The organism is Haloferax larsenii (assembly GCF_024730625.1).
GTDB lineage: Archaea > Halobacteriota > Halobacteria > Halobacteriales > Haloferacaceae > Haloferax > Haloferax larsenii.
On record NZ_CP078063.1, the window covers coordinates 1,847,408 to 1,869,821 of the forward strand.

Sequence of the window (22,414 nt, forward strand, 5' to 3'; positions counted from 1 at the left end):
TACAGTTCCCCGTCTCACCTGATAAAGGTGTTCGAGAGGCGAGATGTTAGCATGGGGGTCGGGCCAACGAGTACCGAGTCAGAGGACGTCTGGAAGAAGTCCTGTCAGGACTCCAGTGCGGCGAGCACGTCGAGGTAGCCAGCCCCGTAGTACTCTTTGCCGTATCCATCCGGAACGCTCGCAGTCCGCTTCAACAGTGATTTGACCTGATTGGCGTTGAGGCCGGGCTTGACGGACTTCACGAGCGCGACAGCGCCGGCGACCTGCGGAGCCGCCATCGACGTGCCAGCCTTCCAGCCGTACTCGTGTGCCGCCCCCACGTAGTCGCCGTTGTCGTCGAACTCCGGCGTCGAAATCGTGTTGTAGACGAGGTCGAAGACCCACGTGTCGGGGTGGGTCTCCTGTGCGTCGAGCAGTGCGTCGCCGCCCGGCGCGGCGATGTCGATGGCGTTCGTCCCGTAGTTGGTGTAGAACGCCGGACTCGCGGGACCTTGGGCGTCGTCGCCGGCGTCGAACATGAACCCTTTCGGGCCAGTCGCCGCGACGCTGAACGCCTGTGCGCCCTCGTTCGGGAGGCTGATGAAGTTCTTGTCGTGCTGGAGGTCGGCCGAGTCGTTGCCTGCTGCGATTGCGAGGACGGTCCCTTCCTTGTTCGCGTACGTCAGCGTGCTGTTCAGTACTTTCCCGTAGAAGTCGCCTTCACCCTGTCTCGGGACCGGATAGGCACCGAGGCTCAAGTTCGCGACGTCGCAGCCGATTTCGACGCTGTAGACGATGGCCGCGAGGATGTCGGCGAAGGACGCTCCCCCGACGGGAGAGAAGACGCGGCAATCGACGAGTTCCGTCCCCGGTGCGGACCCGACGACGCCCTCGTCGTTGGCGTCGTTCGCGGCGATGATACCCGCACAGTGCGTTCCGTGGCTGCCGCCGGCAGGGACGCCCGCGCCGAACCCGTCGCCGGTGAAATTCCGCGAGAGGTCCTCGTTGACGGCGTGTTCGAGGTCGGGGTGGTCGGCGGCGACGCCGGAGTCGATGACGGCCACGCGTGTTCCCTCGCCGCGAGTGATGCTGTGCGCGTCGGGAATCGAGAGGTCCTGTTTGTCCCACTGGGCTTGATACCCCGGTTCGTCGGTCGCTTCCGTCGGTGCTGCCTCGTTTACCGACGGTTCCTGTAGCGTGACCTCGATGTCCGGTGCATACGACGAACTGGTGGCAGAAACGTCAGATTCGGTCCCCTCGACGACCGCAAGACCGGCGGCTGTGAGGTCGTAGACGACGTCGAGCCCGCGTCGTTCTAATTTTGCCGCGTGTTTCGTCTTGACGACGTATCGGTCGGTTCGTTCGGCGGCGACGACGGTCGACCCCGCGAAGAGACCACCGAGCAGTGCACCACTTGCTTTCAGGAAGCTCCGTCTGTGTTGTTGCGGCATACCACGTCCTGTGGAGGGGTTGAACATAGTTGTTATGGCACACAATGACAATTAATCCAATAACAAAGGACAGAATTAGTTACGAGAGGTGACTGGTGTCCGCGTCTTTCGTGTTCGTGATGGACCGGCCACGTTTTTCTCCCCGGCCGCGTAGCCACCGATATGACGCCCTTCGAACGACGGACGCGCGCCTGTCAGGACCGACTGGCCACAGAAGACGCAGACGCCGCCGTCCTGTTTCCCAGTAGGAATCTGCTGTATCTCGCCGGCTTCGACGAAGAACCCGCCGAGCGACACCTGTTCTTGTTCGTGCCCCGAGACGGCGACCCGGTCTTTCTCGTTCCCGACCTCTACGAGACACAGATTCGGGCTGAATCGTGGGTCGCCGACGTGCGAACGTGGAGCGACGACGACGACCCGGTCGCGGCCGTCAGGAGTGTCGCCTCTGACCTCGAACTTGCCGGGGGGCGAATCCTCGTGGACGATACGATGTGGGCGCGCTTCACGCAGGACCTCCGGGCAGTGCTTCCGGACGCGGACTTCGGCCTCGCCAGCGACGTCGTCGCCCCGCTTCGAGCGACCAAAGACGAGGCGGAACTCGACGCCTTGCGCCGGGCCGGACGAGTCGCGGACGCTGCCGTCGAGCGTGTGCATGCGATGGGTTCGGACGTAATTGGGATGACCGAGACCGAACTCGCGGCCGAAATCGAGCGACTGCTCGCCGACGAAGGCGGTGAGGGGATTCCGTTCGGCCCAATCGTCGGGTCGGGACCGAACGGCGCGATGCCGCACCACACCGACAGCGACCGTCTCATCGAGTCGGGTGATCCGGTCGTCCTCGACTTCGGGACGCGCGTGGACCACTACCCGAGCGACCAGACCAGGACCGTCGTCTTCGCCGGCGACCCGCCAGCCGAGTTCGAGCGCGTCCACGAAGTCGTCCGAGAAGCGCGAACCGCGGCAGTCGAGGCCGTCGAACCCGGTGTGACGGCTGGCGACATCGACGCCGCGGCCCGCGAAGTCATCGAAGATGCGGGCTACGGGGACCGATTCATCCACCGCACCGGGCACGGCGTCGGCCTCGACGTGCACGAAGAACCGTACATCGTCGCCGGCAGTGACCGCGAACTCGACGTGGGGAACGTCTTCAGCGTCGAACCCGGTATCTATCTCCCCGGCGAGTTCGGCGTCCGCATCGAAGACCTGGTGGTCGTCACCGAGGACGGCGCAGAGTTGTTGAACGACACCGACCGCGGCTGGCGAGTCTGAACTGGCGAGTCTGAACTGGAGAGTCTGAACTGGAGAGAAGCGGAGGCTACGCAGGCACGGTCTCGTCGTCGGGTCTCGCCCGTCTGAGGCGCACGGTGACGACTGTCCCCTCGTCGGTCGCGTCGAACTCGATTGTCCCGCTGGACTGCCGGACGAGCCACGTCGCGAGCCAGAGGCCGATACCGCTCGCGTGGGCTAACTGCGTCTCCCCGGATTCGATGGCTTCGAGTTCCTTCTTCGGGATTCCAGGCCCGTCGTCGGTCACTTCGACAGTCACCCAGTCGTCGGCCGTCGTGACGACGACGTCTATCGTCGGCGACTCGCCGCCGTGTTCTGCGGCGTTCTCGACGAGGTTGTGAAACAGGGCTTCGGCGATTGGCGTGGTGAGTACGGTGACTTCGTCGGGACCAGAGAGCGTGACTGTCGCCTCAGGCCACCGTCGTTCGATTTGTTCGACGACGGTGTCGAGCACACCCATCAGTTCTGTCGATTGGCGTTCGTTCTGTCGGTCGAGGCCTTTCTCTATCGCCCGAATCTTCTCTGCGAGGTCGAGGAGTTCGTCGGTTCGGTGTTTGATGCGTGCGGCGGCGTGCTGGCGCATCTCGGCGTCAGCGTCAGTGTCGGCGACGAGGTCGGCGAAGCCACCGACCACGTTGAGTCCGTTTCTGATGTCGTGTCTGAGGATGCGGTTGAGAACGGAGAGACGCTCTTCTCGCTGTCGTGTCTCACTGACGTCGTGGAGCGTCACGATTTGCCCCTGCAGTCCGTTTCTCGGACGAGAGAACCGAGAGACTCGGACGTCGTAGGTGACGTCGCTCGACGCGTGATAGTACGTCTCGCTTTCGGAGTCGGCACTCTCGATGCGAGTCGCGAGGCCCGGCAGGACCACGTCCAGTTTCTCGCCGATGACGCTTCGGGGTGACACGCCGAGTGCCGTTGCGGCCGCCGGGTTGACGTCGGTGATGATGTTGGCTCTATCGACGACGAGCACGCCGTCGACCATCTCCTCGATGACGTGTTCGCGGGCGATGTCGCGGGCGAGAGGGTGTGCTCTGAACAGTCCGTAGCGGAAGTCGGCGGCGACGAACAGCAACATCGAGAGGGTGAAGACAAAGGGCGTCGGGTCGAATTCGAACGGGGCGAGTCCGGTGTTGAACGCGGCGTTCGGCACTAACACGATGAACAACGCGAACGCGATAACGCGAGTCTGATTTCTGGCCCGACCGCGCGTCGTGATTGCGTAACGGCCAATTCGGGCAGCACCCCAGAGCAAGAGCGTGTAGGCGTACACGATGAACACGTAGAACACCGGTCCTTTGTCCAACGAAAGCGCTCGCAACTGGCCAATCGATACGACCTCCACGTCGGTCCAGACGAGCGTCGTCTCGGGCCACAACAGTGCGCCGAGGAAACACCCGACCGAGATGATGCCCGCAGCGAGCCATCCTAACAGCGGGAGTGACTGTTTTCCGGTGTACGACGACGCGAACAGGAACCAAAGCGGTGGAACCGCGACGATACAGAGATAGATGAGTTGGTACAGAAAGACCATCGTCGCCGTCGTGGTCGCCGCAAGTTGCGCAGCGTAGAGCCCACACCACGTGGCAACGACAGCGAGCAGAACTCCCAGTTCAGTCGCTCCTGGACGGTCTCGCCGCCGATTCACGAACGCCTTCGCAACGACGAGCGCGACGAGGGCCACACCCACGAGGAGTGCAATAGGTGCTGGTGGTACACCAGCCATTGGGGAGTCGTTAGTCTATGATGACATGACTGCTTCGGTGGTTCTCAATTTGTTGACTACTTCTGTAGAAAAGAATCGAAACCGGAGGGGAGAGTTACTCGTCGTCGCCGTCGGTGTCGTTCGATGGCTCGATGCCACCGATGATGGCGTCGGTGTCGGCGTGTTCGAACAGCAGGTCACGCATCCGTTCGACAGTGCGCTCGTCGCGGGTGCGACCCGTGCTGACGATGTCTTCGGCGCGGTCGGTCACAGAGAGCGTGTCGCCGGTGACGAGGAGGACGGGGACGCCCTTCTCTTCTGCCTTGCCGATGACGGCTCCGACGGGGCGGTGGCCACCGGTGAGGATGAGACACTTGACGCCGGGCGCTTCGAGCGCGGCGCGCTGGATGTTGGCGCGGTCGCCGCCGGTGATGACCGCGGCGTCCTTGGTGCGGCGGAAGTATCGCAGGGCAGCGTCGCCGCCCATGGCACCCACGAGGAAGCGCTCGACGAAGGCGTCGGTCGGCGCGTCGGTCGCGAGGTCGGCACCGAGTTCGTCGGCGAGTTCCTGTACCGTGACGCCCGCGAGGTCCTTCTCGGCGGGAACGACGCCGAGGACGGGGACGTTGCGCGCTTCGAGGAACGGCGCGACTTCGGTCTCCAGTTCGTCGTAGACGGAGTCGTTGACGCGGTTGAAGACGACGCCGGCGAGTCGGTCCGAGCCGATGTCTTCGACGGCCGCGACGAGGTCGTCGAGGTCGCTCGGGTGGCTGTAGTCGGCGACGAGAACGACTTCCGCGTCGAGCAGCGAGGCGATGTCGGCGTCCGTGAGGTCGACGATACCGCCGGTGCGGTACGACCCGCCGCCCTCGACGAGCATGAGGTCTTTGTCGGCCGAGAGGTCGTCGAAGTGGTGCGAGATGACCTCGGAGAGTTCTTCGTTGTTCTCCTTGCCGCGGATGGCACCCTGGATGAACGTCGGCGAGTAGACGACGGGTTCGAGTTGGTGCATCTCGGCGTCGATGTCGAGGAGTTCGCGCGCCAGCATCGGGTCTTCGTCGAGCGTCTTGCCGGTGCTGGACTGGAGGCGCGTCCCCTTGGGTTTCATGTAGCCCACGTCGAGACCGCGTTCCTTCGCGAGCAGGCCGAGTGCGAGCGTGATGGCCGTCTTGCCGGTGCTTTCTCCGGTCGAAGTGACGAGTACCGTGTTCATTGTTGACTGATTAGGTTGGTGAGGTGTTTAAAGTTCGTCTGGGTCCACCGTCAGGCGCACGTCGACCGCTTTGACGCCGTCCGGAAGTGCGACCAGCGGGTTGATGTCGAGTTCGAGGATGGCCGGGAAGTCCGTGACCAACTGTGAGAGACGCTGGATGGTCTCCGCGATGCCCTCGGTGTCGACGGGGTCGTTGCCGCGAGCGCCGCGGAGCATCGGTGCGGCGTCGATTTCCTTGGTCATCTCGTCGGCTTCGGACTCGGAGACGGGGGCGACGCGGAACGTCGTGTCTTCGAGAATCTCGACGAAGATGCCGCCGAGACCGAACATCATGAGCGGGCCGAACTGCGGGTCGCGGTTCATGCCGACGATGGTCTCGACGCCGTTGTCGAGGTCGACCATCTCTTGGACCTGCACGCCGAGGATGTTGGCGTCCGGCTGGTAGTTCTTCGCTCGCGTGATGAGGTCCTCGTAGGCGTCGAAGACGTCCTCGTTTTCGACGCCGACCTTCACGCCGCCGATGTCGGACTTGTGGAGGATGTCCGGGCTGACGATTTTCATGACGACGTTGCCGTCGATTTCCTCGGCGACTTCGAGGGCGTCGCCCGGGTCGTCGACGATTTCGCCGTGGGGCGTCTCGATGCCGTAGGCGTCGAGCAGTTCCATGGCCTCGACGCCGAGGCGGGTGTCGTCGCGCTCTTTGACGGATTCGAGAATCTCGCGGGCACGCTCTCGGTCAACGTCGAAGTCCGTCGGTTCGTCGTACTCGCGCTGCTTGATGTCGGCGTACTGCGCGAGGGCTTCGAGACCGTCGACGGCGCGCGAGGGGTCGAAGTAGTTCGGAATCCCGGCGTCCTTCATCAGGTCCGAAGCTGGGTCGACGCGTTCGCCACCCATGAAACAGGCGGCGATTGGCTTGCCGTACTTCTCTTGGAGTTCGACGGTGTCCTCGGCGAGTTGCTCGTAGTCGAGGATGGCCGTCGGTGCCGTCAGAACGATTGCGCTGCCGACGTTCTCGTCGGAGAGCGCAACGTCGAGTGCGTCCTTGAATCGGGCGTTGTCGGCGTCGCCGACGATGTCGACCGGGTTGTAGATGTTGCCCTCCGGCGGGAGCGTCTCGGAGAACTGTTCGAGCGTCTCGTCGGTGAAGTCGGCCATTTCGAGTTCCGACTCGCCGATGGCGTCGGTCGTCATGACGCCGGGGCCGCCGGCGTTCGTGATGACGGCGACGTCCTTGTTCTCGGGGAGTGGCTGGTGTTCGAGCACGCGCGCGGTGTCGAAGAGGTGCTGGACGGAGTCGGCGCGGATGACGCCCGCCTGTTCGAGACCGGCCTCGTACGCCGCGTCGGAGCCGGCGATAGTGCCCGTGTGAGAGGACGCGGCCTGCGCACCGGCGTCGGTCTTCCCGGACTTCACGAGGACGATAGGCGTCTCTTTGGTGACTTCGCGGGCGGAGTCGATGAACTCGCGGCCCGCGCTGATGCCTTCGAGGTAGCCGATGACGACTTCGGTGTCGGGGTCGTCGTTCCACGCTTCGATGAAGTCGGCCTCGTCGAGGACGGCCTTGTTACCCAGCGAGACGATGTCCTTGAAGCCGATGTCCTCGTCGTTGGCCCAGTCGATGACGGCGGTGATGAACGCGCCGGACTGGCTCATGAAGGACATCTTGCCGTCGAGCGCCATGTCCGGGCCGAACGTCGCGTTCATGCCGACGTCGGTGTTCATGATGCCCAGACTGTTGGGGCCGACGACGTTCATGTCGTACTTCTCGGCGATGTCGCGGAGTTCCTGTTCGCGAGCAGCGCCTTCGCTTCCGGTCTCACCGAACCCGGCGGTGATGACCACGACGTTCTCGATACCTGCTTCGCCCGCGGACTCCATCGCGGGGAGGACGACCTTCGGCGGAACGACGATGATAGCGACGTCGGCGTCGGTCTCGCCGACATCGCCGTAGCACTGCAGACCGAACAGTTCGTCGTACTTGGGGTTGACCGGAACCACGTCGCCGTCGAAATCGGCGATGAGGTTGTCCATGATTGCCCGGCCGATGGCCCCGTCGCGCTCTGTCGCACCGACCACTGCGATGCGCGTCGGTGCGAACAACTCAGATAGATCTCCCATCACGTGCAGATACCCAGCTTTGCTTGATAAATTCGGTGGTGTGGGCCGTCTCACGGCCTTTGGTGGCACTCTACAGTGCCGCAATTAATCGGGAAGATTGCTGATTAATGAGGAGCAATTCGAGGGGGAATATCCTTCGATTCGTCCAGTCTCATCCCCCCAGACCACCCCGGGTAGATATACGTACGCCCAATAAACGACGGGACATGTCGTCCCCCACTGACAGGACACCGCTCCATCAGACGACCGGTGCGAAAATCGGCATCGCCGTCTTTCTCCTCTTGACGTTCGTCTACGCCATCCTCATCGCACAGCAGATACTTCTCTGGGTGTTTCTCGCCCTCGGGGTCGTCGTGCTGTGGTACGCCGCGCGCCTCGTCATCGCGTTCGAGAAAATCGCGAGACACCTCGGAGATATCGCGGCAGCGCAGTCGGACGCGGCCACGACCCCCGACGACGCTGGAGATGATTAATTCCGGCAGCCGAACCCAGAACCGAGAGACGTTCGCGCGCTCGTGTCGTTCCGTTCGACGAGAGAGTCACGACCCCGGCTCCGTCGTTCGTCTCGATTTTCCGAACTTCGAAGAATTCGGAGCGTATGAATTACCAGAGCATTTTATACGCACTTTTCGACTCCTAACTAATCTCTCCTGGGACGTACCAACTGGTGGCTATGTACGTCCTACAAGTCACAATTCCAGAGACAATCACCGAGGTCGTGAACTCGGCGCTGGCGTTCACACCGCGTCTCGTCGGCGCGGTTATCGTCCTGCTCATTGGATGGTTCCTCGGGCGGATTGCCGCGAGTATCATCACGCGCCTCGCAGACCGCATTCAGATAGACAAGGCCGTCCTCGAAACCCCGGTCGGAAAGATTCTGGGCGGCACAGAGAAGGCCGTCTCGAAGTCCTTCGGGACGCTCGGCAAGTGGTTCGTCTATGCCGTCGCCACGCTCGCCGCGGCGAACGTGCTGGCGATAGACCTGCTCTCTGAGTGGGTCGCGACCGCCGTGTCCTACGCGCCGTCGTTCGTAGCCGGGCTGTTGGTCATCGTCCTCGGGTTCGTCGTCGCCGACTTCATCGGTGACGCCATCATGCGCACTCGCGCGGCGACCGAGACCTCGTACACGAGCTTCTTCGCCATCGGGACGCGGATGTTCCTGTACTTCACCGCCGTCGTCATCGGTCTGAGCACGATGGGTATCGACGTTGCCATCCTGTTCACCATCGCCCAGGCGTTCGCGTGGGGCCTCGCCGCCGCGCTCGCTATCGGTGTCGGTGGCGCAGTCGCATTCGGAGCCCGCGACTACGTCTCCGCCAACGTGGAACGCTGGATGGGTTCGGCACGCAATGTCGCGGCCTCACCGGTCTCGCCGATGGGCAGCGACTCCGACTCACCGGAGGGTGCATCGGCGGCCGACGACTGAGGCCCCTTCCGACCCGAACACCGATTTTCATCGCTCTTTTGCGCCGAGTTGCGCCTCCCACGAGCCGTCTTCCGAGGCCTTCGAACCGAACACTCGACCCCCCAAGCCTCGCACAACTATCATAAATCATATACTACTATTGAGGCAGTTTTTAGGCCAGACGAAACCTCAGAGGCGCGTTTCTGCTGCCTATTCGGTTTAGGCCCGCCAAAATCTATCTAAAATATGATAATATTTATCGGCACCCAACTGGTAGTGTGCGTATGGACCCATTTGCCGCTCTCGTCTTCGTGTTTGTCGCTGGTCTCGTCACGGCTATCGCGACCGGTCTGGGGGCGTTGCCGTTCTTCTTCGTCTCGGACGTGAGCGACCGCTGGAACGTCGCTCTCTGGGGTGTCGCGTCGGGGATTATGGTGTCTGCGTCGGTGTTCGGACTCGTCTTCGAGGGGCTCGCCAACGGCACGCCCCTGCAACTTGGAGTCGGGTTACTGGCCGGCGTCGTCCTCGTCGTGGTCGCCCACTACGTCATCGAAGGTGCCGAGGTTAACCCGAAGAAGTACGAGGAAGCCGACTTCCGAAAACTGGTGATGATTCTCGGCATCCTCACTGTCCACAGTTTCCCCGAGGGCGTCGCCGTCGGCGTCTCCTTCGCCGACCTCGGATTAGAAGGCGGGTTCGAGGTCTTCGGGCTCGCCGTCCCGCTGCTCGCGGTGTTCATGACCATCGCCATCTCCATCCACAACATCCCCGAGGGGCTGGCTATCTCCATCCCGCTTCGGTCGATGGACGTCCCGAACTGGAAACTCGTCTGGTGGGCTATCTTCTCCAGCCTACCGCAACCAATCGGCGCGGTCATCGCGTTTTACTTCGTCCGCGTCGCCCGCGAGTTCCTCCCGTTCGGATTCGGCTTCGCGGCGGGCGCGATGGTGTTTCTCGTCCTCACCGAGTTCATCCCCGAGGCGCTGGAACTCGGCGAACACCTCCCTCGCGGCGGGAAGGCAGAACTCCTCGCCGGTCTCGCCGCCGGGTTCGCGGTGATGGTTCCGCTGGCGTTCATCTAAACCGTATCCCTCTCCTCGAAAAGAATCGCTGCAAAAACGGCTGCTACTTCGACTCGTCGCTTAGTGCGAGTGACCGAGCGCGTCGGCGAGGGAGACGCCGAACCGCTCTTCGAACAGGTCTTCCATTGCGTCGTTGATTGCGGCGATGTCGCTCGCAACCTCGCCTTCGCTGTGGTGAGCGACGACGTGTGCCTGCTGTGCGAACGCCTGGACGAGAACGTCGGCGACGACGTCCGTGGGCTCTTCGCCCTGCTCTGCGAAGATGTCGACGAGACCTTCGGGAAGTTCGATTTCTTCGGAGTCACCGCTCGGTCCTTCGATGGTGTACGTCTCAGTATCGACCATGCCCCCACGTGGGGGCGGCCGTGGGTTAAGGCTTGAGTTTGCGGGCGTCGGCGGTGCCCTCGCGCCGCGGGCGCTGGTTGCCCACAGCAGGTCTGCGCTCCCTTCAGTCAGTCTGCGGAATCGCCAGCGTGCCCGCGACGAAGAAAGCCACGGAGAGCGCGGCGAGGATGCCGAGGTTGGTCGCCCACTCGCCGCCCGTGTACGTCAGGGCTCGCACACCGCGCGCGAAGAACGTCAGTGGCGAGAGATTCAGTGCCGGAACGAACCACGCCGGGAGCAAGTCGGGCGTGACGAACGTCTCGGAGAGGAACAGCAGGGGAAGCGCGATAGCGTTCGACGCGGCGATGACGCCGTCTTGGGAGTCGGCGAGGCTCCCGATGATGGCTCCGAGGCCACAGAAGAGCGTCACACCGAGCGCGACGAACGGAATCACCGCGAGCGTCGCGGCCGACACGGGAATCGACGCACCCGTCACGAGCACCGAGAGGCCGAGGAGCAACAAGGCAGCGAGACCGATGACGACGACGTTGACGAGCGAGTGGGCGAGCAGCCACTCCGCGCGTGTGAGCGGCGTCGTCGCCAACTTCTCGAATCGGTTGCCGTCGCGGTGGCGGGCGATGGTGCTGCCGACCCGCGACAGCGGCGTGAAGAGCACGACGACCGCGAGATAGCCCGCGATGTAGTACTCCTTCGGTTCAGCGAAGAGGCCGCCGCCGGTCGGTTGTGTCTGCACCAACGCGCCGAAGATGACGACGATGATGGCGGGGAAGAAGAACGTGAAGAACACGGCCGTTCGCCGCCGGAGGAACGAGTGCCACGAGGCGACGAACTCCGAGGCGACGCGAGCGAGAGCGCTCATTGGCTCCCTCCTGCGACCGCGGCGGCGGTCGGTCTGGCACCCTCGAACTGCTCGCCGGTAAGCGAGAGGTACACCTCTTCGAGGCCGGGCTGTTTCCAGACGAGCGATTCGTAGACGATGCCGGCGTCGTCGAGCGCGGTGACGGTCGTGCCAATCTCGCGCGGGCCGACGCCGTAGACGGTGACTCCCTCGGCGGTCACTTCAGCAGCGAGCGACGGAGGGAGCGAAACGTCGTCGAGAGAAAGCGAATCGGCAGTCCTCACCACGAGCCTGTTTTCGCCGCCGTGTTCGGCCACGAGGTCGTCGGGCCGGCCGACAGTGACCAACTGGCCTTCGTTGAGCAGGCCGACGCGGTCGGCGAGCCGTTCGACTTCGGCCATCGAGTGACTCGTGAGGAAAACGGTGGTTCCGCGCGCTGCGAGGTCGTCGATGAGCGACCACAGGGACCGCCGCCCGGCGGGGTCGATGCCGGTCGTCGGTTCGTCCAAGAACAGCACGTCGGGGTCGTTCGCCAGCGTGAGCGCGATGCAGGCGCGGCGCTGCTGGCCGCCCGAGAGGTTCTCGTACCACGTGTCGGCGGCGTCGGCGAGGCCGACGTCCGAGAGGAGTTCGTCGGGGTCGCGCGCGTCGTCGTAGAGTCCGGCGTAGTAGGCGACGAGTTCGCGCGCCGTCAGCCGACCGGCCGGTGTGAAGTCCTGCGGGAGCAGTCCGAGTCGCTGGCGGTCCACGCTCGTCGGGTCGCTGCCGAGCACGGATGCAGACCCCGAATCGGGCGTCGTCGTGCCTGTGAGCGCGCGGACGAGCGTCGTCTTCCCCGCGCCGTTCGGGCCGATGAGACCGAAGACCTCACCTTCGGCGACAGAGAGCGAGACGCCCGACAGCGCCTCCACGTCTCCGTAGGATTTCCTGAGGTCGTCGGCGACGAGTACCTCGTTCATGTCGTATCGGACGGACGCGTCGGGTGGTAAGGGATTCGGAATCAACGCTCGATTCGACGGCCATCGACAGCGTTCGCCCGGAGCGCGAGTCGGCTTACTGGAGCGTGAAACTCACGCGTCGCCGTCGACGTTGACGCGCCGCCCGGTCGTCGCCGACTCGTAGGCTGCCTCTGTCAGCGCCGTCACGTAGAGCCCGTCGGTCGCAGGAATCGCGAGGTCGGCCTCGTCGCGTGCGGCGTCGACGAAGTTGCGGAGTTTCTTTCGCGTCAACGTCTCGAAGTCGGGTTCGGATGGTGTCGCCCGGTAGATGACGTCCCCTTCCGTCACTTCGATGGTCTCGCCGTCGAACGTGACCATCCCCTCGGTGCCGATGATTCTGAGCGATTCGCCGGGTTCGGGGATGCTCGACCCCGCTCCCGAGACGGCGATGCTCGCGGTGAGTCGCGCGCCGTCTCTGTCGAGGACGGCCGCCAGCGCCGAGTTCACGTCCACGTCGTACCCGCGGTGGTCGACGGCGGCCGAGACGGTGACTGGCTTCGACCGCGTCACCCAGAGCAGCGCATCGAGCAGGTGTGACCCGGAGTCGTACAACTGGCCGCCGCCGGACAGCGACGGGTCGCTTCGCCACTCGTTTTCGGTCCACTGAATCCACTCCTGCTCGAGGTGGCAGACGACCATGTGTGGGTCGCCGATGCGCCCGGAATCGACGATGCGCCGGAGTTCGACGTACCGCGGGTCGAAGTGTCGCTGGTAGCCGACAGCGAGCGTGAGGCTTTCTGCGTCGGCGCGGTCGATGAGCACCCGAGCGCCGGCGAGGTCTGTCACCATCGGCTTTTCCAGGTGGACGTGGACCCCAGCTTCGAGCGCCGCGAGCGCCTGGTCGAAGTGCTCTGTGTGGGGTGATGCGATTGTCACGGCGTCGAGGAACTCCCCGTCGAGAAGCTCCTCGACCGTCTCGTAGACGGGGACGTCGAACTCGTCTGCGAACTGCTCGCGCGTGTCGTCGTCCGGGTCGACTCCGGCGACGATGCTCACGCCGTCCATCTCGTCGAGGAGGCGGCATTCTACCAGTCCGAGTGTCCCGACTCCGACACCTGCGACTCTAAACATACCTTACATGTCGTCGGGAGGACGCAAAAGCGTGCGGGCGAGTCACACACGCTCGTTCGGTTCGAACCCGTGTCCCTCGCCGCAACTTCCACCCTTTAGTCGCCGGACATCGTGACACCAAGTATGAGCCTCGACTATCGACGACTCGGTTCGACCGGGACGCGCGTCTCCGAACTCTGTTTCGGCACGTGGCGCTTCGGTCGCCAGACGGGCGGCGTACTGGAGACAGACGAAGAAGACGCACACGAACTCCTCGACACGTTCGAGGAACTCGGCGGGAACTTCATCGACACCGCGAACGTCTACGGCTCTGTCAACGGGACCTCAGAGGAGTACATCGGCAACTGGCTCGACGAGCGCGACCGCGAGAACTACGTCGTCGCCTCGAAGGTGTACTTCCCCTTCGACGAGGACAACCCGAACGGACGCGGTCTCTCGCGGACGCACATCCGCAACCAAATCGAGGGGACGCTCGACCGCCTCGGGACGGACTATCTCGACCTCTACTACATCCACCGCTGGGACGACGAGACGCCAATCGAGGAGACGCTTCAGACGCTGAACGCGCTCGTCGAAGAGGGGAAAGTGAACTATCTCGGTGCCTCGACGATGGCGTCGTGGCAACTCACGAAGGCACTCTGGAAGTCCGACGTCAACGACTACGCCCGCTTCGACGTGACCCAACCGCTGTTCCACGCGGGCTACTACGAGGACGTGAAAGACTACCTCGACGTGTGTGAGGACCAGGAACTCGCTATCTGCCCGTATTCGCCGCTCGCGGGCGGCTTCCTGACGGGAAAGTACGAGCGCGCCGACCCGGACGACCCCTCGAAGTACGTCGCCCCCGACGGCGCGCGCGGGTCGTTCGACGACCGATTCGAGCAGTTCTACGTCTCCGAGCGCGGGTGGCACGTCCTCGACGAGATTCGTGCCGTCGCCGACGAGGTAGACGCGAGTCCCGCACAGGTCGCCCTGCGCTGGCTGATGGACTACCCGGACGCGACTGTCGTGCCCATCATCGGCGCGCGGACACCCGAGCAACTCCGCGAGAACGTCGGTGCGGCCGACGTCGACCTCTCTGACGACCAGTGGCAGCGCATCATGAACGCCCGGTACGACGACGACGGGCGGCGCTGGGGACACTGACGCCACCTCGCTGTCTGCGGCGCTCTCCTTTTAGGCCGGTTCGAGGACTCAGAGGAATCACGCCAGTTCGAGGTCTCGGAGGAAGTCGCAGACGACGTGCGCGTAGAGGACGACGCCGACGAACCCCGCGAGCGACGTTTCACCCGCGAGTGCGAGCCCGCCGACCGCGACACCGCCGATGAGGTGGTGGCTCAGGAGTCGCTGGAGATTGAATCGCGGGCCGAACTCGGGGAACACGCCTTCTTGCTCGACGAGACCGACGCGCGGGTTGGTGACGGCCGTGCGGAGGTTCTGCCAGTCGCCGCGCTCGACGCGGGCGATGAGAAAGTGGTCGAGGTCGATAAAGACGCTGAGAATGACTGCCCCGACGACCAGAAACGGCACGCCACCGGGCGGTTGCAGTGCGACAGCCGCGACGCTCCCCACGACCGCACCGACGACCGCGTGTTCCAGCGACTTCACGGGTCCACCGGCTCAGGTACCCACGTGTGGGCGAACCCGCCGGAGGATGAGGTCCGGGTCGTACTCGTCTTCGGATTTGTCCCAGACTCGCTCGCCGTCGACTGAGACTGTGAGCACGCCGTGGTCGCCGGTCACGAGCGCGACGCGTTCGATTTGCTGGCCGAACTGCTGGAGGAGCGTGTGTTGAATCTCCTCTGCGCGGTCGAGAAAGCCGCAGGGGACGCAGTACTCGATTTCGATGGCGGTCATAGGCGGTCGTACTCGTCGGAGACTGAAAAACGAGGGGGCGGCCAACACACCGTCGCCCACAGTCAGCACAGCACTGACCGCGGTCGGCAACAGTTATCGACCGAAGCCGGGTCGCCAGCGCAGCAAGACCACCGTGACGAGGAAGACGGCAGTCGAGAGGTCGTACGAGAGCGTCGTCACCGTGGCGGCGATGGCGGTTCCGCTCCCGAAGACGCTGGTCACGAGCGAGGCGACGATAGGCCACGAACACGAGACACAGGAAAACAGCCCCACGATGCCCGAGACGGCGGCTCCTGCCGCTTCGATGACCGTGTCGTAGACGAGGTACGCGAGCGCGGCGTAGCCGACGACGCGAGCGGGCATGAGGACGAGGTTGAACAGGTCACCGCCGTAGATGAGCGCTGGTCCCCATCCCGGAGGTAGGAACGCGACGCGGAGGCCGCCCGTGCCGCCCGGAACGGGAGTCGTGACGAGGCCCCCAGCGACCGCCAGCAGTGCGAAGTAGCCGAATCCGACCGCCGCAGCCTTTCGTCTCGTCGCTGTCGATGCCGGGGCGACTTCCGTGTCGAACAGCACCCAGAGACCGACGGCGACCCACGTCACGCCGTAGATGGCGTATCGCGGGGCTCCGACGCTCGCCTGCGTGAAGAGCAGATAGACGAACGCGAGAATCAGCGTGGTGTTGACCGCGAATGCGGCGCGGAAGAGTGTCGACCGCGACGGAGAGGGAAGTGCGCGTGCAGTTGCCATGGGTGAGTGGTTGGAGTCGTATCAGACCGCGAGCGTGTCCACGACGATTGCGAGGAGCAACATGCCGAGGTACGCGTTCGAGGCGTGGAAGGCGCGGAACGCGGCCGTGTCGTCCTGTTCGTAGTGCAGGCGGACGACGAAGTAGAGGAACACGCCGCCGAGAAGCAGGCTTGTGACGACGTACACCACGCCGAGTGCGTCCATGACGGCCAGTCCTGCGGCGGTGATGAGCGTCGCGCCCAGCCACCAGATGATGTGTTTGCGCGTCTCCGTCTCACCGCGGACGACCGGCATCATCGGGAAGCCGCCGCGGGCGTAGTCGTCCTTGTAGGCCAACGCGAGGTTGTAGAAGTGCGCTGGCGTCCACATGAAGATGACACTCGCGAGGACGAAGCCGCCGAGTCCGACGTTGCCCGTGACGGCCACCCAGCCGATGAGTGCCGGGAGCGCGCCCGCCGCGCCACCGATGACCGTGTTCTGGACGGTGTTCGGCTTCAAGATGAGCGTGTAGACGACGCTGTAGAACGCGATGGCGACGAGACCGAGGACGGCCGCCAGCCAGTTCACGGACGCGAACAGGCCGACCGAGATAACCGTCAGCGCGATGCCGAAGGCGATAGCGTTGCGGACGGGAACGAGGTCGACCGCCAGCGGGCGGTCGCTCGTGCGTTGCATCCGGCGGTCGATGTCACGTTCGAGGACGTGGTTGAACGTCCCCGACGCGCCGATAGACAGGACGCCACCGCCGAGCGTAGCGACCATGACCTGCGGCGTCAAGCCGGACGAGACGGTTCCTGCGAGCGCCATCGCGGCCGACGCGACGAGACAGAGGAGCCACATCAGCCGCGGTTTCATGAGACGGAAGTACGCCCACGCGGTCGCCTTCGCCCGCGCGACCGGGTCGGTCGGAATCGGCGGGCGTTCCCCGTCGTCTGCCAGCGGTTCGTCCATCGATGGCTGCTCTGCTGGTCGGTCGGTCGGGTCGCCGGTGGCTTCTTCGAGCGTCCACGCGAGCGCGACGAGAAGACCGCCGAAGATTCCCATCCCGACGACGAGGTGGACCGTCGAGAGCAGTTGGGTCGTGCCGGTCGTCGCGACGAGCGCACCCATTCCGGCCTGTACCGGATAGAGGACAGCCGCGACAGTCACCGCCGCTTTCACTCGGCGCGACGAGTCGCTCAGCCACGCCGAGACGAGCGTGGCAACCGAGAGCAGTCCGACGAAGACGGCTGCGAGGCGGTGCCCGAGCGCAATCCAACCGTCGGTCGACGTCGGAAGCGAGAGGCCGTCCCCGCACGCCGGCCACGCGGCGCACGCGGCTGTCGCGTCCGTGAGCGCCGTGGTCGCGCCGACGAGCAAGAGAAGATAGACCCCCATCGCCGTCGCGGCGAGGAGACCGTGGAACCTGTTCGAAGCGCGAGTCGTGGCCACGTAATTCACCTACGATTCGTTTGGACCGTCCCGTATTTAGGACCCGCGCTTTTTCCTACCGGACAGGTACCGAAAGGCCCATGGTATACAGGGGGTGGGTACAACCATCTGGCGTGAGAGTCGGTACGCATTTATGCGGTTGTTCCTAACTCCCGTTCAGCATGAGAAAGACGCGTTTCGCGCTCGCGTCCCTGCTTGCGACGGTCGCGATGGCACTTGTCGCCACCCCCGTTGCGGCGCAGGCGTCTGCCACATCGGAACTCATCAACCAGCTGAACGGGAAGCTCCTCTACGTAGCAATCCCGATTACAGTGCTGGTCGAGGCCATCCTCATCTATACGGTCATCAAGTACCGTAACAGCGAGCGCGCTCTGCCGACCAAGGAGAACCGGCGTCTCGAAATCACCTGGACTATCGCCACCGCGATTGTGCTGCTGTTCGTCGGTGTCGCGTCGTACGGTGTCCTCGCCGACGAGAACGTCACCCACCAGGGGAACGACATCGACATGAGCGACGACCCCGTCGTCGTTACGGCGGAAGCCTACCAGTGGGGTTGGAACATGTACTACCCCGAAGAGGGCAACTTCACGACGGGTAACAAAATCGTCGTCCCGAAGGACCGCCCCGTCTACTTCCAGGTGACATCACAGGACGTGATACATGGATTCCACGTCCCGAAACTCGGCCTCAAGCAGGACGCGATGCCGGGTGCGACGGACACCATCAAGACCGTCGCCTACGAGGAAGGCACCTACCAGGGCTACTGTACTGAGTACTGTGGCGTCGCCCACTCGCAGATGTACTTCACGGTCGAAGTCGTCTCGCAGGACGAGTACCAAGACTGGCTCGACGAGCAGAAGCAGCAGAACTCCGGCCAGTAAGCGTCTCCTTCCTTCCATATTCTCTCACTCCCGAGTTGCAACGCTAGCCGTCGCTCGGCAGGGAAACGGCCCAGTAACTCGCGTGCGTGAGAATGCGGTGTGGCCCTTAGCAGCGACGCTCGACGATACGGTCGATGATGCGCCCGCTCGAAAGCAGTTCGTCGTCGTGGGCGGGGTCACGAGGGCTCGCGCGGGCGACTTCGCAGTCGATGCCGCGCTCTTCGAGGGCCGACTCGATGGCGGCTTCTTCGTGGTGTTGGTCGTAGCCGAGGACGATGACGTCCGGCGCAATCTCCTCGATTGGGACGAAGATGTCGTCGGGATGGCCGAGGTGAGCTTCGTCCACCACGTCGAGGGCGGCGACCATGTCGGTTCGCTGTTGGTCGCTCAGGATTGGTCGTGGTTTGTGCGTCACGTTTGCTGCACGGGCGACGATGACGTGGAGTTCGTCACCCATCGCGGCCGCGTCCGAGAGATAGTGGACGTGGCCGGGGTGGAGAATGTCGAACGTCCCCTGTGCGATAACTCGTCTCATGTGTCCAGCTCCTCGTCGATGTCTTCCTGTGTGAAGTCGAAGAACGATTCCGGGTCCGGGAGGTCGACGTTGTAGACCGGCAGGTCGCGGACCTCGCCGGACTGGTCGAACACCTCCCAGTCGTTCTGGCCGTACGGTGCGCCGATGATGATGTGGACCGTGCCGCTTCCGAACGTATCGAGGTCCGCATCGCTCGGGCGAAGCACGCCGTTCGGGTGTGAGTGAACCGACCCGACCGCCCGGAAGTCGTTCGGCACGAGGTCGTTTCTGACCGTCGCACTGTACGGGTCGGAGACGGTCCCCGGGATGATGAGGACGTCAGTCACGACGAGACCATCGCGGTCGAGTCCGACTCGACGGGCATCTTCGCCGCGGAGCAGTCCCATGTACTCGTTGGGGTGGGTCTCCGCGGAGGCTTCGAGCGCGAAGTCGAGCGCGTCGGCGGCGATGCCGATGACCTCCCGCGACCGGAAGAGTCGCATATCGGTTCGTCGGCGGGCGCTCCATCTAAGAGTTCCGGAACGGCGACTCCTCGGCCTCGAGTTCTACCGTCATACTGAGGTACCCGCCACGCGGAACGCGACCTGTGACCCCGACCGCCACTGTCACCGACCGCGTCTCCAACGCACTCGGGACAGACGACGCCCCGGACACCGTGACGGAACTCGAAGGAGGTCACGTTGGCCACGTGTACGTCCTCGACTTTGCAGACCGAGCGCCGGTCGTCGCGAAAACCGGCCCGACCCCGCTCGACGTCGAGGGACAGATGCTCGACTCGCTCGCGCAGGCTGGCCTCCCGGTTCCGACCGTCCACCACGCGGACCCCGACCTGCTCGTCCTCGACTACGTTGCGGGCGACGACGACCTCAACGCGGACGCCGAGCGCGACTTCGCCGCCCACCTCGCGTCACTGCACGACGAAAGCGCTCCCGAATTCGGGTTCCCGTACGACACGCTCTCCGGACCGTACCGACAGCCGAACCCGTGGACTGACTCGTGGATTTCGTTCTTCCGAGACCAGCGCCTCCGCCCGTGGTGTGAGGCTGCCCGGTCTGCTGGCCTTCCCGATTCGACCGCCGAGCGAATCGAGGCCGTCGCCCGCGACCTCGAAGACCTCGTCTCCGAGCCAACCGAACCCGGTCTCGTTCACGGCGACGCGTGGGTGGGGAACCTCGTCGTGCGCGACAGTCGCGTCGTCGCGTTTCTCGACCCGGCGTGTTACTACGGCCATCCGGAGGTCGAGCTCGCCTACGTCTACTGGTTCGACAGTGCCGGTGACGCCTTCTTCGACGCCTACGCCGAACAGCGGCCCATCGCCCCCGGATTCTTCGAGGACCGAGCGCCCGTCTACGCGCTCTTTCCGCTCCTCGAACACGTCCGAGTCTTCGGGTCTGCGTACGTCTCGGACGTTCGAGAGGCACTGAACGCGATTGGATACTGAGCACCCCGAGAGGGAGGTATCGACCCGGCGAACCGAGGAAAACCACCTTTCGAACCCACGAAACGCTTTTGTAAAGCTTAACACTACCCCCGGACCTAGCGAACCTATGAGCGACGAGCACGCCGGGTATTCCGGCGCCGACTCGGGTCCGAATTCGGACTCACGACCTATCGTCTTCGATCTTGCACCGAATTGTACAGTCGACGACGTCGAGACCGACGCGTACTACCACGCAGTCGTCAACGGCGTGGTCGAATACGGCATCTTCGTGGACATCTCCGACTCCGTCTCTGGACTCATTCACGAATCGAACCTCTCGACCGACTACGAGGTCGGCGACCGTCTCGTCGTCCGTCTGGAAGATATCCGTGAGAACGGCGACATCGCGTTCGCGGAGGAGACGCCCGACGACTACCGAACACGGACGGTCGAACACGAACCGACGATTACGCCTATCTCCGACCTGACGGTCGGTGAAACGGTCACTATCGAGGGAACCGTCGCCCAAATCAAACAGACCGGCGGCCCGACCGTCTTCCGCATCGCCGACGACTCCGGTATCGTCGCCGCCGCAGCGTTCGAAGAAGCCGGCGTCCGAGCGTTCCCCAACGTCGAACTCGACGACGCGGTCCGCATGACCGGCAACGTCGAAGACCACGAGGGGACGCGCCAACTCGAAGTCGACGGCCTCACCCTGCTCGAAGGCGAGAAAGCCGACGACGTGCGCGCCCGTATCGAGAACGCGCTGGACGAACGCGCCGCACCCGAGCCGGTCGAACCGCTCGTCGAGTGGCCCGCGTTCGAGAAGCTCCGCGACGACCTCGAAGACGTTGCCAAACTGCTTCGCCGGACCGTCCTCGAAGGGCGTCCGATTCGCGTGCGCCACCACGCAGACGGCGACGGAATGTGCGCGTCGGTGCCGGTTCAACTGGCGCTCGAACGCCTCATCACCGAAGTCCACGACGACCCCGACGCACCGCGACACCTGTTCAAGCGCCTGCCGAGTAAGGCACCGTTCTACGAGATGGAGGACGTGACTCGCGACCTGAACTTCGCGCTGGAAGGCCGCGCCCGTCACGGGCAGAAGCTTCCCTTCCTCCTGATGCTCGACAACGGCTCGACCGAGGAGGACGTGCCCGCCTACGAGAACCTCGCGCACTACGACGTGCCCATCGCCGTCGTCGACCACCACCACCCCGACCCCGAGGCGGTCGACCCGCTTCTCGACGCGCACGTCAACCCGTACCTGCACGACGAGGACTACCGCATCACGACGGGCATGATGTGTGTCGAACTCGCGCGGATGATTTACCCCGACGTGACCGACGACCTTCGTCACGTCCCCGCCGTGGCGGGCCTCTCGGACCGCTCGAAGGCCGAAGTCATGGACGACTACGTCGCGCTGGCCGAAGCAGAGGGCTACGACCGCGAGGGACTCCTCGACATCGGCGAGGCACTCGACTACGCCGCCCACTGGCTGCGCTACAACGACGGCGCGTCCATCGTCAACGACGTGCTCAACGTCGGCTGCGACGACCGCGACCGCCACGAGGAACTCGTCGAGTTCCTCTCGACGCGCGCCGAGCGCGACGTCGACCGCCAGCTCGAAGCGGCCGAGCCCAACCTCGAACACGAGCGACTCGACAGTGGTGCGAACCTCTACCGCATCGACCTCGACAAGTGGGCCCACCGCTTTACCTACCCCGCGCCGGGGAAGACGACGGGCAAGCTTCACGACCGCAAGGTCACGGAGACGGGCGAGCCGGTCATCACCATCGGCTACGGCCCTGACTTCGCCGTGCTCCGCTCGGACGGCGTCCGCCTCGACATTCCGCGGATGGTCGCCGAACTGAACGAGGAAGTCGTCGGCGGCGGCGTCTCCGGCGGTGGCCACCTCGTCGTCGGTTCCATCAAGTTCGTCAGCGGCATGCGCGAGGAAGTCATCGACAGCCTCGTCGAGAAGATGGCCGAAGCCGACATCGACGAAGAACTGTCGACGACGGCGTAAGCCGCCGGCATCGCAG

Annotated in this window: 22 protein-coding genes; 8 read left to right on the forward strand and 14 right to left on the reverse strand. The window is 64.2% G+C overall.

The genetic code is table 11. The annotated features are described in order from the left end of the window. Positions 1 to 104: 104 nt before the first annotated feature. The gene (locus KU306_RS09625) at positions 105 to 1,430 is read right to left on the reverse strand and encodes a S8 family peptidase (protein ID WP_258301813.1); all 1,326 of its coding nucleotides are present in this window, start codon (positions 1,428 to 1,430) and stop codon (positions 105 to 107) included. Between the two features lie 162 nt (positions 1,431 to 1,592). On the opposite strand from KU306_RS09625, the gene KU306_RS09630 reads away from it, so the two are divergent. Continuing rightward, complete coding sequence (locus tag KU306_RS09630) at positions 1,593 to 2,699, forward strand: M24 family metallopeptidase (protein WP_258301814.1); 1,107 nt, start codon at positions 1,593 to 1,595, stop codon at positions 2,697 to 2,699. A gap of 46 nt (positions 2,700 to 2,745) precedes the next feature. On the opposite strand, the gene KU306_RS09635 is transcribed toward KU306_RS09630, so the two are convergent. From KU306_RS09635 to KU306_RS09645, 3 genes are all read right to left on the reverse strand, one after another. Beyond that, positions 2,746 to 4,443, reverse strand: a complete 1,698-nt coding sequence (locus tag KU306_RS09635) for a sensor histidine kinase (protein WP_258301815.1) — start codon at positions 4,441 to 4,443, stop codon at positions 2,746 to 2,748. 94 nt (positions 4,444 to 4,537) lie between these two features. Continuing rightward, positions 4,538 to 5,635 (reverse strand): phosphotransacetylase family protein, encoded by a 1,098-nt coding sequence (locus KU306_RS09640; protein ID WP_007539079.1) that lies wholly within the window; start codon positions 5,633 to 5,635, stop codon positions 4,538 to 4,540. Positions 5,636 to 5,662: 27 nt separating this feature from the next. Beyond that, positions 5,663 to 7,756 (reverse strand): acetate--CoA ligase family protein, encoded by a 2,094-nt coding sequence (locus KU306_RS09645; RefSeq protein ID WP_258301816.1) that lies wholly within the window; start codon positions 7,754 to 7,756, stop codon positions 5,663 to 5,665. Between the two features lie 206 nt (positions 7,757 to 7,962). Between KU306_RS09645 and KU306_RS09650 the strand changes: the two genes are divergently transcribed. The 3 genes from KU306_RS09650 to KU306_RS09660 all read left to right on the forward strand — a co-directional run bounded on the left by KU306_RS09650 (position 7,963) and on the right by KU306_RS09660 (position 10,243). Further along, positions 7,963 to 8,229, forward strand: a complete 267-nt coding sequence (locus tag KU306_RS09650) for a DUF8066 domain-containing protein (protein WP_258301817.1) — start codon at positions 7,963 to 7,965, stop codon at positions 8,227 to 8,229. A gap of 200 nt (positions 8,230 to 8,429) precedes the next feature. Then, positions 8,430 to 9,182, forward strand: coding sequence for a mechanosensitive ion channel family protein (locus KU306_RS09655; protein WP_007539085.1), 753 nt, complete (start codon positions 8,430 to 8,432; stop codon positions 9,180 to 9,182). A gap of 263 nt (positions 9,183 to 9,445) precedes the next feature. Next, the gene (locus KU306_RS09660; protein ID WP_007539087.1) at positions 9,446 to 10,243 is read left to right on the forward strand and encodes a ZIP family metal transporter; all 798 of its coding nucleotides are present in this window, start codon (positions 9,446 to 9,448) and stop codon (positions 10,241 to 10,243) included. Positions 10,244 to 10,303: 60 nt separating this feature from the next. On the opposite strand, the gene KU306_RS09665 is transcribed toward KU306_RS09660, so the two are convergent. The 4 genes from KU306_RS09665 to KU306_RS09680 form a co-directional block, all read right to left on the reverse strand. After that, positions 10,304 to 10,588: a DUF7545 family protein gene (locus KU306_RS09665; protein WP_007539089.1), complete on the reverse strand. Its 285-nt coding sequence runs from the start codon at positions 10,586 to 10,588 to the stop codon at positions 10,304 to 10,306. A 103-nt stretch (positions 10,589 to 10,691) separates the two neighbouring features. Continuing rightward, entirely contained in the window at positions 10,692 to 11,447 is a 756-nt protein-coding gene (locus KU306_RS09670) for an ABC transporter permease (protein ID WP_007539091.1), read from the reverse strand. Continuing rightward, positions 11,444 to 12,385, reverse strand: coding sequence for an ABC transporter ATP-binding protein (locus KU306_RS09675; protein ID WP_258301818.1), 942 nt, complete (start codon positions 12,383 to 12,385; stop codon positions 11,444 to 11,446). The genes KU306_RS09670 and KU306_RS09675 overlap by 4 nt, the downstream gene beginning before the upstream one ends. 111 nt (positions 12,386 to 12,496) lie before the next feature. Next, positions 12,497 to 13,495, reverse strand: a complete 999-nt coding sequence (locus KU306_RS09680) for a Gfo/Idh/MocA family protein (RefSeq protein ID WP_258301819.1) — start codon at positions 13,493 to 13,495, stop codon at positions 12,497 to 12,499. Between the two features lie 123 nt (positions 13,496 to 13,618). On the opposite strand from KU306_RS09680, the gene KU306_RS09685 reads away from it, so the two are divergent. Further along, on the forward strand, positions 13,619 to 14,641 hold the full coding sequence (locus KU306_RS09685; protein WP_258301820.1) for an aldo/keto reductase: 1,023 nt from the start codon (positions 13,619 to 13,621) through the stop codon (positions 14,639 to 14,641). Positions 14,642 to 14,698: 57 nt separating this feature from the next. Here the strand turns inward: KU306_RS09685 and KU306_RS09690 are convergent, their stop codons facing one another. From KU306_RS09690 to cyoE, 4 genes are all read right to left on the reverse strand, one after another. After that, positions 14,699 to 15,103 (reverse strand): hypothetical protein, encoded by a 405-nt coding sequence (locus KU306_RS09690; RefSeq protein ID WP_258301821.1) that lies wholly within the window; start codon positions 15,101 to 15,103, stop codon positions 14,699 to 14,701. Positions 15,104 to 15,115: 12 nt separating this feature from the next. After that, positions 15,116 to 15,352, reverse strand: a complete 237-nt coding sequence (locus tag KU306_RS09695) for an Rdx family protein (RefSeq protein WP_007539100.1) — start codon at positions 15,350 to 15,352, stop codon at positions 15,116 to 15,118. Positions 15,353 to 15,445: 93 nt separating this feature from the next. Beyond that, positions 15,446 to 16,102: a DUF7546 family protein gene (locus KU306_RS09700; protein ID WP_007539102.1), complete on the reverse strand. Its 657-nt coding sequence runs from the start codon at positions 16,100 to 16,102 to the stop codon at positions 15,446 to 15,448. 21 nt (positions 16,103 to 16,123) lie between these two features. Beyond that, entirely contained in the window at positions 16,124 to 17,533 is a 1,410-nt protein-coding gene (gene cyoE, locus KU306_RS09705; RefSeq protein ID WP_007539104.1) for a heme o synthase, read from the reverse strand. A 161-nt stretch (positions 17,534 to 17,694) separates the two neighbouring features. Here cyoE and coxB point away from each other — a divergent pair, with 161 nt between their 5' ends. Next, positions 17,695 to 18,414, forward strand: coding sequence for a cytochrome c oxidase subunit II (gene coxB, locus KU306_RS09710; protein ID WP_258301822.1), 720 nt, complete (start codon positions 17,695 to 17,697; stop codon positions 18,412 to 18,414). A gap of 106 nt (positions 18,415 to 18,520) precedes the next feature. On the opposite strand, the gene KU306_RS09715 is transcribed toward coxB, so the two are convergent. Together KU306_RS09715 and KU306_RS09720 are read right to left on the reverse strand one after the other, a co-directional pair. Beyond that, positions 18,521 to 18,949, reverse strand: coding sequence for an FAD synthase family protein (locus KU306_RS09715; protein WP_007539108.1), 429 nt, complete (start codon positions 18,947 to 18,949; stop codon positions 18,521 to 18,523). After that, positions 18,946 to 19,431 (reverse strand): Mov34/MPN/PAD-1 family protein, encoded by a 486-nt coding sequence (locus KU306_RS09720; RefSeq protein ID WP_007539110.1) that lies wholly within the window; start codon positions 19,429 to 19,431, stop codon positions 18,946 to 18,948. Before KU306_RS09720 ends, KU306_RS09715 begins: the two co-directional genes overlap by 4 nt. A gap of 104 nt (positions 19,432 to 19,535) precedes the next feature. Between KU306_RS09720 and KU306_RS09725 the strand changes: the two genes are divergently transcribed. Continuing rightward, a complete protein-coding gene (locus tag KU306_RS09725) occupies positions 19,536 to 20,390 on the forward strand; it encodes a fructosamine kinase family protein (protein WP_258301823.1) in 855 nt (284 codons plus the stop codon). Between the two features lie 106 nt (positions 20,391 to 20,496). Beyond that, a complete protein-coding gene (gene recJ3, locus KU306_RS09730; RefSeq protein WP_258301824.1) occupies positions 20,497 to 22,398 on the forward strand; it encodes an exonuclease RecJ3 in 1,902 nt (633 codons plus the stop codon). Positions 22,399 to 22,414 lie beyond the last annotated feature (16 nt).

What these genes read in the sequence shown, in the direction of transcription:
- KU306_RS09700 (WP_007539102.1), bottom strand. Translation starts at nt 16,102, where the DNA reads ATGGCAACTGCACGCGCACTTCCCTCTCCGTCGCGGTCGACACTCTTC.
- KU306_RS09685 (WP_258301820.1), top strand. Translation starts at nt 13,619, where the DNA reads ATGAGCCTCGACTATCGACGACTCGGTTCGACCGGGACGCGCGTCTCC.
- KU306_RS09645 (WP_258301816.1), bottom strand. Translation starts at nt 7,756, where the DNA reads ATGGGAGATCTATCTGAGTTGTTCGCACCGACGCGCATCGCAGTGGTC.
- KU306_RS09670 (WP_007539091.1), bottom strand. Translation starts at nt 11,447, where the DNA reads ATGAGCGCTCTCGCTCGCGTCGCCTCGGAGTTCGTCGCCTCGTGGCAC.
- KU306_RS09640 (WP_007539079.1), bottom strand. Translation starts at nt 5,635, where the DNA reads ATGAACACGGTACTCGTCACTTCGACCGGAGAAAGCACCGGCAAGACG.
- KU306_RS09650 (WP_258301817.1), top strand. Translation starts at nt 7,963, where the DNA reads ATGTCGTCCCCCACTGACAGGACACCGCTCCATCAGACGACCGGTGCG.
- KU306_RS09715 (WP_007539108.1), bottom strand. Translation starts at nt 18,949, where the DNA reads ATGAGACGAGTTATCGCACAGGGGACGTTCGACATTCTCCACCCCGGC.
- KU306_RS09625 (WP_258301813.1), bottom strand. Translation starts at nt 1,430, where the DNA reads ATGCCGCAACAACACAGACGGAGCTTCCTGAAAGCAAGTGGTGCACTG.
- KU306_RS09680 (WP_258301819.1), bottom strand. Translation starts at nt 13,495, where the DNA reads ATGTTTAGAGTCGCAGGTGTCGGAGTCGGGACACTCGGACTGGTAGAA.
- recJ3 (WP_258301824.1), top strand. Translation starts at nt 20,497, where the DNA reads ATGAGCGACGAGCACGCCGGGTATTCCGGCGCCGACTCGGGTCCGAAT.
- KU306_RS09655 (WP_007539085.1), top strand. Translation starts at nt 8,430, where the DNA reads ATGTACGTCCTACAAGTCACAATTCCAGAGACAATCACCGAGGTCGTG.
- KU306_RS09720 (WP_007539110.1), bottom strand. Translation starts at nt 19,431, where the DNA reads ATGCGACTCTTCCGGTCGCGGGAGGTCATCGGCATCGCCGCCGACGCG.
- KU306_RS09630 (WP_258301814.1), top strand. Translation starts at nt 1,593, where the DNA reads ATGACGCCCTTCGAACGACGGACGCGCGCCTGTCAGGACCGACTGGCC.
- coxB (WP_258301822.1), top strand. Translation starts at nt 17,695, where the DNA reads ATGAGAAAGACGCGTTTCGCGCTCGCGTCCCTGCTTGCGACGGTCGCG.
- KU306_RS09665 (WP_007539089.1), bottom strand. Translation starts at nt 10,588, where the DNA reads ATGGTCGATACTGAGACGTACACCATCGAAGGACCGAGCGGTGACTCC.
- KU306_RS09635 (WP_258301815.1), bottom strand. Translation starts at nt 4,443, where the DNA reads ATGGCTGGTGTACCACCAGCACCTATTGCACTCCTCGTGGGTGTGGCC.
- KU306_RS09660 (WP_007539087.1), top strand. Translation starts at nt 9,446, where the DNA reads ATGGACCCATTTGCCGCTCTCGTCTTCGTGTTTGTCGCTGGTCTCGTC.
- KU306_RS09695 (WP_007539100.1), bottom strand. Translation starts at nt 15,352, where the DNA reads ATGACCGCCATCGAAATCGAGTACTGCGTCCCCTGCGGCTTTCTCGAC.
- KU306_RS09675 (WP_258301818.1), bottom strand. Translation starts at nt 12,385, where the DNA reads ATGAACGAGGTACTCGTCGCCGACGACCTCAGGAAATCCTACGGAGAC.